This window comes from Arcticibacter sp., from assembly GCF_045629565.1.
Lineage (GTDB): Bacteria > Bacteroidota > Bacteroidia > Sphingobacteriales > Sphingobacteriaceae > Arcticibacter.
Genome location: NZ_JAZQRL010000104.1, coordinates 23,785 through 38,855, shown reverse-complemented (window position 1 = coordinate 38,855; position 15,071 = coordinate 23,785). Strand labels below are relative to the sequence as shown.

The 15,071-nt window shown below is 45.3% G+C and carries 9 protein-coding genes; 7 read left to right on the top strand and 2 right to left on the bottom strand.

Annotation, left to right across the window (positions count from 1 at the left end):
* Positions 1-355 precede the first annotated feature (355 nt).
* The 6 genes from ACKI5J_RS13935 to ACKI5J_RS13910 all read left to right on the top strand — a co-directional run bounded on the left by ACKI5J_RS13935 (position 356) and on the right by ACKI5J_RS13910 (position 10,000).
* Positions 356-3,619: a SusC/RagA family TonB-linked outer membrane protein gene (locus tag ACKI5J_RS13935; RefSeq protein ID WP_407430095.1), complete on the top strand. Its 3,264-nt coding sequence runs from the start codon at positions 356-358 to the stop codon at positions 3,617-3,619.
* A gap of 23 nt (positions 3,620-3,642) precedes the next feature.
* Positions 3,643-5,703 carry a RagB/SusD family nutrient uptake outer membrane protein gene (locus tag ACKI5J_RS13930; RefSeq protein WP_407430094.1) on the top strand — a complete coding sequence of 687 codons (2,061 nt, stop codon included), beginning with the start codon at positions 3,643-3,645 and terminating at the stop codon, positions 5,701-5,703.
* A gap of 87 nt (positions 5,704-5,790) precedes the next feature.
* Positions 5,791-7,140: a polysaccharide lyase family 1 protein gene (locus ACKI5J_RS13925; RefSeq protein ID WP_407430093.1), complete on the top strand. Its 1,350-nt coding sequence runs from the start codon at positions 5,791-5,793 to the stop codon at positions 7,138-7,140.
* The gene (locus tag ACKI5J_RS13920) at positions 7,137-8,021 is read left to right on the top strand and encodes an AraC family transcriptional regulator (protein WP_407430092.1); all 885 of its coding nucleotides are present in this window, start codon (positions 7,137-7,139) and stop codon (positions 8,019-8,021) included. The genes ACKI5J_RS13925 and ACKI5J_RS13920 overlap by 4 nt, the downstream gene beginning before the upstream one ends.
* 285 nt (positions 8,022-8,306) lie before the next feature.
* Entirely contained in the window at positions 8,307-9,422 is a 1,116-nt protein-coding gene (locus tag ACKI5J_RS13915) for an MBL fold metallo-hydrolase (RefSeq protein ID WP_407430091.1), read from the top strand.
* Between the two features lie 53 nt (positions 9,423-9,475).
* A complete protein-coding gene (locus tag ACKI5J_RS13910) occupies positions 9,476-10,000 on the top strand; it encodes a DUF421 domain-containing protein (protein WP_407430090.1) in 525 nt (174 codons plus the stop codon).
* Between the two features lie 155 nt (positions 10,001-10,155).
* Here ACKI5J_RS13910 and ACKI5J_RS13905 read toward each other — a convergent pair whose 3' ends face one another.
* Both ACKI5J_RS13905 and ACKI5J_RS13900 read right to left on the bottom strand, forming a co-directional pair.
* The gene (locus ACKI5J_RS13905) at positions 10,156-11,532 is read right to left on the bottom strand and encodes a hypothetical protein (RefSeq protein ID WP_407430089.1); all 1,377 of its coding nucleotides are present in this window, start codon (positions 11,530-11,532) and stop codon (positions 10,156-10,158) included.
* A gap of 31 nt (positions 11,533-11,563) precedes the next feature.
* Positions 11,564-13,990, bottom strand: coding sequence for a TonB-dependent receptor (locus tag ACKI5J_RS13900; protein ID WP_407430088.1), 2,427 nt, complete (start codon positions 13,988-13,990; stop codon positions 11,564-11,566).
* Positions 13,991-14,068: 78 nt separating this feature from the next.
* On the opposite strand from ACKI5J_RS13900, the gene ACKI5J_RS13895 reads away from it, so the two are divergent.
* A complete protein-coding gene (locus tag ACKI5J_RS13895) occupies positions 14,069-15,052 on the top strand; it encodes a helix-turn-helix domain-containing protein (protein WP_407430087.1) in 984 nt (327 codons plus the stop codon).
* The last annotated feature ends 19 nt before the right edge of the window (positions 15,053-15,071 follow it).

Below are 15,071 nucleotides of genomic sequence, written 5' to 3'. Positions count from 1 at the left end.
TAGTTATCTAATCCAAATAGAACCGATTTGTTTTTGTAGAAAGGGAGCGATTGAGAAATTGTTCGGGTGAAAATGAAAACGTTTTCATTCCTCTGATAACCATTTAAACATAGTATGAGCCCCGGGCCCAGCTAGCTAATTAACTAAGAAACCAACAACATATAATATGAAACAGTCTTTACCCATCCTTCTTTCTTATTGCTTTAAATCAATCTGCGGAAGCGAGTATGTTATCCTTGCGGAGGGTTCGTATGAGTGCTATCAAACAATCCGCGTCTAGCCGACTGAATGATTTCAAAAGCTTCAATAATCGATTAAGGCAAATCTTTTTATTAACCAGTAATAAGCAAAATTTATGGATTCAACATTTACAAGAACCCGCAATATGCGGCCCATGAGCCTACGACTGATAACCAAGGTGTTATCCGTCTTTTTAGTAGCCGGGCCTTTACCAATAGTAGCTAAAAACCTAGTAGTAGAATCAGACAAAAGCGAAATACGGGCGGTTGCTGCCGTTCCGATCAAAGGGGTAGTGCGCGATGAGCAAAACGAACCGCTCCCGGGAGCAACTGTCAGAATAAAAGGCGCCTCGGCAACAGTCATTACGGGTGCGAACGGTTCTTTTACCATCAACGCCCAAAAAGGGGATATACTCGTCGTCAGCTTCATAGGATTTGGCGATAAGGAAGTTAAAATCGCCAATGAGGCGACTACCCTGAATATTACACTGGAGCCGACTGACCGAACATTGAACGAAGTAGTGGTAGTAGGGTACGGTACTGTGAAGAGACGTGATCTTACCGGGTCGGTTTCGTCCGTAAAAGCGGAGGAAATTACAGCGCGTCCAGGCCCGAACCCGATGGAATCGCTACAGGGAAGAGTAGCCGGTCTGGATATTACCCGGCCATCGGGACAGCCAGGGGCGCCTCTTAACCTGCAACTCCGTGGTACCCGCTCATTTACAGCCAGCGGCAATCCATTGTTCATTATCAACGGTCTTCCGGGTGACTATGAAACCTTAAATCCATACGATATTGAATCCATAGAAGTGTTGAAAGATGCCTCTTCGACCGCCGTTTATGGTTCAGCAGGTGCCAATGGTGTTATTATTATAACAACAAAAGGCGGAAAAGCCGGTAAAATAAGCGTTGACTTCAACTCGTATTACGGCTATAATGGCTTCTCTGTGACTCCGGAAGTTCGCAAAGGAGACGATTACTTACAGGCTAAGCGTGATGCTTATAAATACGTATATGACGCAACTGCTAATCAGTGGACCACTACAGGAGCCCTGTGGCAATCGCCTGCAGATGATGAAGCAATCTTCGGCACCGCGAGGTACGAGACCTTCAAGCAAGGCCGTTTTGTAGATTGGGCAGATGAATTCCTGCGGGATAATGCCGGTACGCAGAACTATAGTCTGGGTGTATCAGGAGGAACTGACCGGACTAAAGGATATCTTTCCTTCAATCATTCCGACGAGAAAGGCCAGTACAACGGAGACCAGTATAAGCTGTATTCGACCAGTATGCGTATCGACCATAAAATAAAGGATTGGATCTCTATCGGAGGTAACCTGCAGGCTTCGTACGTAGACAGAGATAAAGCTCAGGACAAATTGGAGAATGCCCTGGTTACCGACCCGTTGGTAAGACCTTACAGAGAGGATGGAACGCTGAATCCTGATCTGGGAAACAACGTCTATAACCTTCTTCTGGACTATCAGCCAGGCGTATATGGAAACGTGGATAACAATTCGAAGATTTTCTTAAATCCTTATATTGAGCTAAGACCGGTGAAGGGGCTTACCTTTTTGACCCGGGCCGGTGTGCATATGAACTATCTGAATACCTACCGTTTTGATGGTGTCGGTTCTGTGAACTATACCTATGTCAACGCAGGTATCGCGAAAGCGCAGATTACGCAAAACCGGGTACAAGAGCTACAATGGGAAAATATTCTGACCTACAATTTCAAGGTAGCCAAAGATCATGACTTTACGTTTACCGGTGTGACCTCCTGGATCGACAATCAGAAAACGAATACCGGAATGGTCCAGAATAACGTAGCGTCCAACAACTTCAAATGGTACAAGTTTAGCGGTGACCAGAATACCACAGCGACTACCGCGTATGAGATGTCGAAGACCCTGGGCTTAATGGCGCGTGTTAACTACTCTTATCTGGGTAAATATCTCTTTTCTGCTTCTATACGTCGTGACGGATCATCGGTATTATATACGGACAACCAATGGGATACCTTTCCGGCATTATCAGCAGGCTGGAGAATCTCTGATGAAAATTTCATGGCCGGCACAAAAGACTGGCTGGACAATTTGAAATTTCGCGCAAGCTGGGGTATTGCAGGAACAGCTAAAATTCCGCCTTATAGCTCTGTTTCCATCATGGAAAGCAACAATATGTCGTTGGGCGGCGTAACACAGCCTATATTCCGTAAGTCACAGTTTCTCACCAATCCCAACCTGGGGTGGGAGAAATCTAAAAACCTGAACTTTGGTTTGGATGCTGCCTTCTTCAAGAACCGTATCGACGTGGCATTGGATTATTATGTTACCAACACCGACGGCGTAATTTACAGCGTTACATCGCCCGTCATTTATGGATCTTATAGACCAGGCGTATTCTATCAGACCAATATTAATATTGCAGAAACGAGAAATAAAGGTCTTGAGCTTACGCTGAACACCCGTAATATCGTGAGCAAAAACTTCGAGTGGACCACATCAGCAGCTTTCTCACGCAATAGTGACAAAATTCTGAAATTAACAGGCGGAACAGCGAACAATATTATAAACGGAGACTATTCCCTCACACTGGGCGAAGCCGTAAATTCTTTCCGTAATTATAAGCTGGACGGCGTATGGCAGATCGGCGAAGAGGTAGATGCAGCAGTGTTTGGTAAACGTCCGGGCGATATAAAAGTAAACGTTCCGGGAATGGAACGGGTTGCACCAGGTGTATATACGAAGCAAGCCGTAAACGGTACGCAGATGTACTACTATAACGATCTTGCCGAGGCCCGGAAATATAATCCGGAGCTGACTGCGGCGAATGCAAGATATAACTACAGCGCCAATGACTACCAGATAGTAGGACATAACAATCCGGATTGGTCGCTCGGTTTGCAAAATCAATTCAAATTCAAGGGTATTGATCTGGGTATTTATACTTACTTCAGATTTGGTCAAACGATTTCTTATAATATGATGGGATGGTATCAGCCGAATGCATTCGCCACCAATGCGAGTCCTTCCAGAACATTCCCTACCCATTTTAACTACTGGACACCTGAAAATCCATCGAATGATTTTCCTGTAATGAATTACCAGGCCTCTCCTTCAACGATGACAGGTTTCTCAGGTCTGAACTACGTAGACGGATCGTTTTTCAAGATCAAGAATATTACCCTTGGTTATACATTGCCGACTAATATTTTACAGAAAATTTCTATGCAGAGAGTGCGTTTTTATGGCACGATCACCAACCCGTTGGTTCTTGCGAAAAGCCCTCTGTTGAAGAACTATGACCCTGAGATGAATGGTGAACTGGATTATCCGTTAACCAAACAGGTTGTATTCGGATTAAACGTTACATTTTAATTCAGGCCTTAAAGATTATACACATGAAGACTCAAAATATAAAAAGCGTATTATATAAATGTGGAGTTGGTTTGATGATTGCACTAGCTGTGCCATCATGCAAGCTGGACGAGTACAATCCCACCTCCTTATCAGAAGAGAATGTACTGAGGGATTTTAACGGTTGGAAAGCATATCAATCAAACTGCTATACCGGGCTCTGGGGTTCCCTTATCGGGATGCCGTACGGACTGGTTTCAGAAGCGGGGACCGATCTGTGGACCTTCCCGTATAATAATCACAACCAGTTTAAAGATATCCTGGCTTACGAAGAATTCACCAACAGCTCCGGAGTGGTCAGGAATGTATGGGATTTTGCTTATGGCTCTATCAATGATTGCAATAAAACAATCGAACTAGCGGGCCAGCTAACAGACGGAGACGCCAATGATATCAAAGTACTGGTAGCAGAAGCCCGGTTCCTGAGAGCTTATTACTATTCAGTGCTGGTGACCCAATTCGGTAACGTTCCATTGGTATTGACAGATGATCCGGAAAAAAGCCTGACGCCCCAGCGTAGCACCGTTCCTGAGATCTATACGCAGATTGTAACTGATTTAACAGCTGCCGCTCAGGACCTGCCTGTACAGCCTTTTGAAAATAATGCGCAGCGTGCGACTAAGAAAGCTGCGCTCGGACTTCTTGCCCGTGTTTATGCGCAGGGTGGAGGAGAAGGCCTGAGTGAGAACGGAAAAACTTACTGGCAACGCGCTAAAGAAGTTGCAGATGATCTGATCAATAACCAGGGTCAGTATAATGCTACCATGTATCCGGATTTTTCCCAGGTTTTTGCTTCAGCCAACAACCGGAATAATGCTGAAGCATTGTTCTCCGCTTATGGAGTTGATCCTTACAACCCGTCATATGATGTGTTTACGGGTAACACAAGACCTAACCTTTACCTTCACTTTTATCCCAAATTTGATGATGCTTTCAGTACCGCTGATATTTTCAAAAGAGGCGTAAACTCGAATACTTCCAACGCTTATTACGGACGTTTAAATCAACAGTTTTTCGCGCCTACAAAATATCTGATTGATTGCTTTGACGCCAGATATGATAAACGCTGGGAAAATACATTTGCCACTGCATTCGCGAATTATTCGGGCGAGCAGGCAAGGGCTAGTTTGGGAACCTCTGTACCGGCTCCTGCAAACGTGGCTTATAGTGCGGCTACAGTTACGCTTACAGCAGCCATATGTGCCAAATACGGTATTGATCCTATCCATATAGGAGAGAAGATCTATCCGTACGCCGACGTCAATGCACGTAACGCGTCTCAGAATGCGACCTGGCAGTACATTCCGATGATATGGCAAAAAGGTGCTTATAACGGTGAGACCTCCGACCTGCAGACAGTAGCCAATGCCAATGTACACCCTTATCCACTGGCAGCAGACGAAGACCGGTTTTTCGCGTACCTGAGCAAAGACAGGCTTAGCTCAGAAGACAAGAAAGCCCGCAGGTATGTTACGGTGAACATCGATGATTTGTTTGACTCTTCAGACCCTTCAGGAAGCACTTACAAAGCGGTAACCTCGAATAACGGGTTCACGCCGTCGAGCCTTGCCAACCTGTTTCCGGCGATGATGAAGTTTAACCACAACTTTGATGGTGCGTGGTTAGGTTCAAATTTTCAGCAAAAGCTCGGTAATATCATGATCATACGTATGGCGGAAATTTATCTGATCGCTGCTGAGGCTACGCTACACGCTAATGGCAATGGAGCAGCGGCAGCTGGTTATCTGAATGAGTTGCGTAAACGTGCCTGCAGAAATCCTTCGGATTTCAATGCAGCAACAGGAATGATGCTGACATCGGCTACCATGAATGATGTTTTCGATGAGTACGCACGGGAGCTGTGCGGTGAGTTTAACCGGTGGGCGCTATTGAAGCGTAACAAAGCTTTTGAAACCCGACTGTCGGCTCATAACCGAACTGCTGCTGCGAATTTCACGCCAGCCAAGCACTATAATCGTCCTATTCCGTTTAACTTCCTGAATCAAATTAATAATGCGGATGAATTCGGAAATAATGGGTACTAGAAAATAATTATTCTGATTGCTTTTAGTTTAGCGGGGGCGGACCAGTGAGGTCGTCCCCGCTATCTGCGTAACGCATATACATTAGTCATGAGAAAGTTCATTTTATTCACGATTGCCCTGGCTGGCATGATATGCCACGTCAAGGCGCAATTGCCTGCCTTTCCGGGAGCAGAAGGATGGGGCAGACATTCCAAAGGTGGAAGAGGCGGAGCGGTTCTGCGCGTTACCAATCTGAATGATAGCGGACCGGGGAGCTTCAGGGAAGCAGTTATGAATCAGAAGCCGAGGATCGTGGTTTTTGAAGTTTCAGGAACGATAGATCTGAAGTCTAAAGTTGAAATCAGCTCGCCTTACCTGACTATTGCAGGACAAACCGCACCTGGCGGGGGTATTTGTTTAAAGCGATTCCCGCTAAAGGTCCTTAATACGCATGATATCATTATTCGCGGCATCAGGGTAAGACCAGGTACCGAGTCAGGATTAATAGGAAGTGAGATAGATGCCATTAACATTGACAATTCTGAAAACGTGATAGTCGACCACTGTGTGTTTAGCTGGTCAACAGACGAGGGGATGAACACCTGGCATGGCGCCAGAATGATCACCTTTCAATGGTGTATGATGAGTGAGCCTTTAAATCGTTCCATTCATGAGAAAGGGGCTCATGGTTATTCTGCGTCTATCGGAGGGTATAAATCTTCATTTCACCATAATCTCATCGCTAATGGTGCTGCGAGGAACCCGAGTATTGCAGGCAATAACCAGGCTCCCACCGTGCTGCTGGATTTTCGCAATTGTGTTATCTCGAACTGGGAACACCGTTCTTGTGACGGTAAGCCTTTGTCCATTAACCTGGTTAATAATTATTTTAAACCCGGTCCGGCAACCCAGGAAGACGTAAAAAGGCGGATCGCCCGCATCGATAATGCTGAAAAGCAAGGATTTTCGGGTATGTGGCATGTTGATGGAAACTTCGTGGAAGGGTATCCTGAGATATCAGAAAATAACTGGGCCGGTGGTGTCGACTTCGAAGAAGGGACGAATGCGGAAAAGAACCGTCGTAAAGAACCCTTTGAAGTAGCTGCGGTTACCACTCAAGGAGCGCGGGAAGCCTATGATCTGGTACTCAAATATGCGGGGTACTATCCTGGCCGCGACAGCCAGGAAAGGCGGATCATTGATCAGATACGGACAGGGAAATATACAACCGGGAAGAACGGCCTGATAGACCGTGTGGAGCAGGCGGGCGGCTGGCCGGAGCTGGAGACCGGGAAGCTTCCGAAAGATTCTGACAAAGACGGGATACCGGATGCCTGGGAAAAGAAGAAGGGCTTGAACCCTGGTGATCCGACGGACGCCGGAAAGAACGCCGAAAATGGCTATACTCATATCGAAAACTACGTAAATAGTCTGCTGCCGGATGTTTACAGCCTATGAAACCCTTATTCCACAAAGTTTCCTTACAGTTAGAGAGCTCGTACAACATTCGTCACGACAAGAAGCCTCATTTTGTTGGTATCTGGCATTATCATCCTGAACTCGAACTTCATTATGTCATTAAGGGAGAAGGGCTAAGTTTTATCGGTAATACCATTCGAAATTTTTCTCCCGGAGAGATCGTGTTGCTGGGCGAGAATCTTCCTCATACGTTTCGCTGCAAGGAAGAGTACCATCAGAATAATCCCGATCTCGAGATAGAGGTTATTGTGATGCACTTCTTGCCAGACTGCCTGGGTTCGCAGTTTCTGGGTCTTCCGGATGCCCACCAGCTGAGCAAGCTCTTCGAAAAGGCTAGAAGCGGTCTGAGTTTCACGGGGGCTACAGGCGAAAAACTTGCCAGGCTGATGCACCAGATATTGGATGTCTCGGGACTTGAAAGGATCATTACCTTTTTATCGATTTTACATACAATGGCAGAAAGTGAAGAGTTTGTCAGCATCTCGTCTGGCTCGGGAGTCTTTTATCGGTCGAGCGAAGCAGATAATATCAAGCTGAACAAAATTTATAACTACACCCTGGCTAATTATCGAAAAGATCTCACACTGAGTGAGATCGCTTCGGTAAGTAATCTGAGCGTTACCTCTTTCTGCAGGTATTTCAAGCTCATGACGCGAAAGACCTACTACCATTTCTTGATAGAGATACGGATCAGCCATGCCTGTCGTGCGCTGGTTGAAGATAAGGCGCCAACTGAACAGATTTGTTCTGATTGCGGGTTTAACAACGTGTCTAATTTCTACCGTCATTTCAAGCGGGTCACGGGGATGACGCCGTTTGATTATAAACGAAAGTATTTGAATAAAATAACGGCGAATTGAGAAGTGCAAGCGCATGGTTTTGTTTCTGCCAGCATTTAGAACGTTTTCCAGGCTGTTAGGTGCTTTTAGCGTTTATTTCCAACAATTTTCATGGGGAGCCTGTCAAGCATAAATGTTACGTATGCTTTCTATGGCTTTATTTTATATTTATTTCCTGTTTAAAACGGATGACAGCGTTTTAAAGATCAGTAAGGTAAAATGGCAAATACCAGCATCTATGAACCGGGTTGCAGCGCTACCCGGCTATCGGTTAAGCAGATAACCTTGAAATGATACAAGATTACGATGAATTGGAGATGGAAAAGGGTGTTGGGGATGGTTTCCCTGATCGTATTAGTTTTACTGGTGGCCACTGCATGGTACGTTTACGACCAGATAGGTGATAGATATTCTCAAGAGGAAAGCAGGGCGAAATATGCAAAGATCTCTTATTACGATTCCGGCCTTGATGAGTTCGTGAGTCCTGAAAAGCTAGTTTATTCAAAAGAGAAGACAACAGGTGGCGACCCCGGATTTATGAGGTTTTTTAAGAAGTCACCGAATGCTCCTCAAACCGGGCTTCCTAAAATACAACTCAGCAGATCCGATTTTTCGGAGGTTCCGGCAGATTTTGCATTTTATTGGTTCGGGCATTCTACCGCTCTGATCGAATTAGATGGCAAGCGCCTTCTGATTGATCCGGTATTCGAAAACGCCGGTCCATTACCCGGAATAACGGAGCGGTTTGGCAAATCGCCCGTGAAAAAGGAAGATTTGCCGGAGATCGATGTGCTCATGATCACACATGACCATTATGATCATCTGGAAACAAACACCATCAAATATTTCGCAGATAAGGATGTGGAATTCGTGGTTCCCTTAGGAGTAGGGGCCAGGTTAAAGGGATGGGGAGTTCCGGAAGATAAGATAGCCGAACTGGCGTGGCATGAGGCCTATCAGTTCGAAAGTATAGATATAACAGCAGCACCAGGCGTTCATTACTCAGGCAGAAGCAATAAGGACAGAAACAAGACGCTTTGGGCCGCTTACGTGATCAGGGGTAAACAGAAAACTATTTTCTGGAGCGGTGATACCGGCTACAGTAAGCATTTTAAGGAGATCGGAGCGATGTATGGTCCTTTTGATGTGGCATTTGTTGAGATTGATGCCTGGAATAAAGGTTGGCCTAATACACACCTCTTTCCTGATGAAGTTATAAAAGTCATGTCAGATGTGAAGGCCGAATATTTGTTTCCTATTCACCTGGCAACATTTGATCTGGCATTGCATCCCTGGAAGGAGTCGATCCAAATGGTATCTGATCTTGCAGAAAAAACAAACACCAGGATCCTGACGCCGGTGATGGGGCAGAAGACGGTACCAGGAGTAACTCCCACTGGAAAATGGTGGGAAGACCTCTAAGAATTAAACTGTAAACTTTTCAGCGAACTTTTTGTAGATTATTAAAAGTCTGTATGGAAGAATTACTGTTTAAAGATTGGGAGAGTTTATGGCATATTTTATTCTGTGCTGTCATATCGTACCTCGCTCTTTTCCTTTTTATCCGCATATCGGGGAAAAGAACGCTCGCCAAGCTAAACGCCTTCGATTTCGTGGTGACGGTAACACTGGGCTCGACCTTGTCTTCGATGATTTTGGCTAAGGTGACAATCGCTGAAGGCGCTGTCGCGTTAATTGTGATCATTGTTTTGCAGTATCTCCTGGCATGGCTGGCAAGGGAGTCGCCGATTATGGAAAAAGCCATAAACTCTTCGCCGACACTGTTGTTTTATGACGGGAAGTTTCTTGAAGAACCGATGAAGAAAGAGGTTATTACCCGCGAAGAGATCTATGCGGAGATCAGAAAGTTTCGCATAGAGCGCATAGAGGATGTTAAGGCAGTAGTGATGGAGCTGAATGGCGAAATTACCGTAGTGAAAAAGGCCGCCCCCGGAGCTGATCATACATCATTGGAAGACATCGATACCAGCGAGAGATGACCCTCCATCTTGCAGATGCGTACTGACTGCAATCTGGTTCCAGGCGTTTAGTAGAGAGTCTGTTTAAGTCCTGATCTATTTCCCTGAGTAGGGGTAAAAAAAAACAGATGCCGGCGACCGACATCTGTTTGGAACTAATCTTTCTGATGAGGCTATTAATAAACGCCTATATAACGGTTGCCAGGCTTGTTAGCCAACTTAGCCCCAACGGTCATTTCACCGGTTTTTCTGTTAAATATATAGAGGTTGCCATCCTGTCCGACAGGCGTTACAGCAACGAAAACATCATCGCCATGAGTTGCTATAGCCTGGATCTGACCGAAGTCCAGAGTAGCCTCATTAGGTATAGTATATTTGGTTGCTGTTTTAGCATTCAGGTCGATGCGGGCGATATAGCCTCCTGCGCGTTCGGTGCCTTTTCCGGTATATTTGCTGTAAACAACAAAGCCGACACCATCACTGGCATATTTCCATGTTTCAATATAGGTATCGCTTTGGCCTAAAGCCTGATCCAGACTGAAAACATAGTTGTTATCATAGTCATTTGTGGCCGCACTTAATCTCAGGATCTTAGATCCTCCGTTACCGTGTCCTTCACCCGAAGTTGCCTGATACACGTTACCGTCTGAACCGATATACTGCATGGTACTTCTATATCCGTTAGTATTGCCCCTGGTTTGGGTAGAAGTAAGCAGTTTAGGGTTGGCAAGAGACGGATAATCGAGCACTAAGGTTCTTGCCCAGCTTTTGGGACTTTTATTGTCTGCTGCAAATACGGGAATCCCATCTTCACCTATCTCGAACGAAGATGTGTTCGTTTTGGATACCTGAACGCCAATGAATACTTTGCTGCCCGCTTTATTAACCACCGGAACATCTATGCGGCTTACATGGTATCCGGCTGCTATTTCTTCGGCCGATAGGGGTAACCTGAAGTCGGTAATTTTGGTAATCTTGGGATTGTTCAGATCTAATGTGATCACATCCACGTCTGCTATTCTTTCCTTGAAAACGAAATTAGGGCTTATGCCTTCGTATACCAGATTTGCTTCTGCTTTCACCGCTACGCCAACACCTTCAGTAGCTTTCAGCCAACGCGGAGATGCGCTGACATAAGGCTCCGTGTCAACTTCCACAGGATCTTGTCGGAAATCCTTTCCGCCATGTACGCTGAACTTATTGAAAATTCCTCCGTCTTCTCCAACATACTGGATGTTGTACAGGAACTTTCCATCAGCGGAAGCTTGCAGACGGGCCGTGCGCTGCGATTTAACATGCAGACCCTGGTCAAAAACGTTTACTGTTACACCAGGATTTTTTGCGTCGGCGACAGAAAGGCTATACACCATCGTTCCGGCATTACCATCAGCAACAGTTGGATTGGATGGATCGTCCATCGCTCCCGATAGGGTGATCCAGCGGTCAGTATCCTCTATCTTTTCTCCGCTACTATCGTCTTTCTGGCAACTTGATAATGAAAAGGCCGTTACCACTGCGCCTAACACCATCGTCTTGAATAGATCTGTTTTCATGAGTTGATTATTATGATATATGTATTAAAACTTAAAAGCTGTTGATGGTATAATTTAACTTGACGTAGAATGCTCTTCCAGGCTTCTGAACTCCAAAATTGTCATAGATCTCTGCGTTAAAGATATTTTTAGCATCCAGACTAAGCACGATCTTCCTGTCGGGAAACCTGTAGTTTACGCCCAGATCATGTGCAAATTGAGTAGGTGTGGTAAACCATTCAGATTCCGGCCATACTGTTCTGAAGGGAGCAACATAGCCGAAGTTGTAAAAGAGGTGAAGAATGGATTTTTTCTGTATCAGGTTGTCGAGCCTGTATTGTGCATTTCCGTTCATGGTAAAGAATGGCTCATTAGGGAGCTGCTTATTTTCATACTGCGACAGTCGCTGACCGGTTGCCGAAGCATCGCCCTGTTTGAATACGGAATTGAATTTTGAGAGCGAGAACATGGTGTGTAACCGGTTGTTGTAAGAGTAGCTAAATTCACCCTCAAATCCGATCGACTTGGCAAGTCCTAAATTCATATAAGGAGAGGTCTCCACCTCCTGATCAGATAGGGTAGTATTAACCTGACGTACAATCCTGTCCCTTACATTCCTGGAGAAGACGTTTCCGGAAATGGATACCCGGTGTTTCCTTAACTCGAAAGTTCCGGCCCTGAACCCCAGATTATAATTCTTGCTCACCTCCGGACGGATGGAGAAGTTGGACAGTATATTCTCATTAGGATCTCCCATGATCTCGGTGTCGCCGGGCATTCTCACCGCCTGTTCAGCAGAACCAATTAAAACAAGCCGTGGGATGGCCGTAAAAGATGCAGCGAGCCCATAGCCGGTAGCATCGACCCTCGCATCTGCGCGCTCCGTACTCACGACGTTGTTGCCCCCTACCACGGTTATAACGGGCGTCATACGGGCTAAATGCTGTTGGTAATACTTTACAAAGGCGTTCGTTTTTAGTCTGTTTTGCAGTACCTGCGTTTCATAATTGAAAGCAGTAACATGCTTGGCAAGGTCACTCACCGTCTTTACCGAGCCGTTCTGCTGAGGTCTCAGGAGATCTGCATCATCACGGTCAACCGAATAATATACATGGTTAACAGAAAGCTTGTGCCCGGAAAAAATCTCGTAACTGAGGTTTGAACGTAACGTGGTAATTTTTCGCCTGATGTCCGTGATAACATCAAGACCCTGCTGGCCACGTCCTTCACGGTACATCGGCCTATTGTAAAAATCCAGACGGTAATTTCCGTCCCAGTTGTATACATATCCTACTGTATCCTGCAGATACGTGCTGCGGTTGCTGTAAACGCCATTAAAACTCAAGTCCAGCCGGTCGATAAGGAGATTCCGTTTGTTATACGTTAGGTTGAATACATGTGCCTCAGACTCACTGGTCCTTCCTACGTAAGGTTTTGACATAACCTGACCGTGCGGAATTTCATTCTCTGTCGCCGAACCATTATATCCCAGCAGCATAGCATCCGCCCATTTTACGTTCGTAAACCCGGCCTCAAAGCGCCCGCCCGCAGATCTGTAAGAATCATTGAAACGTTTCGCCCTGTAGTAGCGTTCCACCTGCCCATCCGGACTAATAAACTTGGAGAACTTCCCCCAGGTCTCATAACTGTTATCGGTATAGGTGTAAAAGCCAGAGGCCTTCGCCGTGAAACCATTTTTCGGATTCCGGTACATGCCGCTACCATCAGCCTGATAGGTGTTAAACGAACCGTAAGAAACCGAGGCAGTAATATTATTTTGAGCGATATCCTTCTTCAATATTACGTTAATGGCGCCTCCCATGTAATCACCCGAAAGGTGAGAGGGCAGCACGCCTTTATAAACTTCAATCCGCTCAATCATAGAAGGAGGAATGTTGTTCAGGTTAAACGAAGAACCATAAGTAGAGATCTCAATGCCGTCGATAAAAATACCGACTGATCTGCCCGACATACCGTTCAGATTATATTCCACAGCTGAGCCTAAACCACCGTTCTGGCGGATGCGTACACCAACAGTACGATCCAGCAGTTCATTTGTCTGTACGTTCCGTAGCGACGCCTCCTTGGTTTCCACCACATTTACGGCAAAGCCTGAGGTCTCGATTATTCTCTTATCCGATTTCACCTCTACCGATACCTGATTCAGCATGTTTTCTGCCTTACCCTTCACTTTCACATTCAGTACCGTGTGAGAATCCCTGATTCGGAGGCTGATGCTTTTCTTTTCAATTAATATAGAAGTGAGGATTAGCGTGTAATCTCCCGGCTTTACATACTTTATTTCATATCTCCCGCTGTTATCAGTGATCGTCGATCTGCTTAATTCTTTCAAAGTTACGGTGGCACCGTCAACAGGATTTCCCTGATCATCGGTTACTCTACCCGAAACAGATCCTGTTTGACCGTTTGCAGCATGATAGAAAAGTAATAGAAGAACGATCAGTAGATTTTTGTGCATATGATAAGTATGTCTATATTCGTGTTCTTTAGAAATGATCTTAATAAGAATAATTTCATGCAAATATAGAAGACTCATATGACGCAATCGGGAGAAGAATCAACGCAAAAGGGAGAATTTACGTCAGCCCCGGAAAACGTATACGCTTTTCATAAGTCAATAGAGATCAGCTATTCAGGAAATATCGTAGCGAGGGAACAGTTGGAAATGCAGATATCGCCATCAGAGACGGCAGCTGAATATCTCTACCAGATGATCTTTGTATTAAAAGGAGAATGCTTCTTTTTGAAGAAGGGTTCAAAAGAGAAACTTCTTAATATCGGTGATCAGCAGCACAACCTTTGCCGCTTCACGCCAGGATATTGGCGTATGATGATGAGTTGTGCCCAGGATGAAATCATCTGTGTTACTTTAAGCAGTGCATTCCTGAACAGGTATCTGTACAATCATCCCGCCTGGCAAAAATTCAATGCAGCATCAGATGGTAAGGCACCGCTCATGCTTGCCAATCCCAATATGCATGTAACGCCAGAGATCAGCGCTATTCTGCATCGGCTCGACCAGAAATCTGATAATGTGACTTTTGACCAGCTTCTGCTGGAATCAAAAGTAATAGAGCTTCTGGCTTTACAGATCTCACAGTTAGAGCAGCTTGAGAATACGTCCCGCGCGTTCGGCCTGAAAAAGGAGGAAATGGACAAAATGATCGCTGCGCGAGATATATTGATCAACTCTGCCGGTGGGCAGCTATCATTAAGGTCACTCGCCCATTTAGTAGGCACCAATGAATTCAATTTGAAACGTGATTTCAAAATTGCATTTGGCAGCACAGTATATAATTACCTTAACCGGCATAAGATGGAACAGGCCAGGATGATGCTCGAGGAAGAGGACATTAGCATTGCCGAGGTTGCGTCTAAATTGAATTACAAATATGCCACACACTTTAGCGTAGCCTTTAAGAAATATTTTGGCTATCTGCCCAGTAGGGTGAAGTCAGGCAGATTTTCGATATTGCTATTTACGGAAGATTTCGCTGTCTTAATGGAAAGTCTGCTGTAATAACTTGTTGGGTACTTCC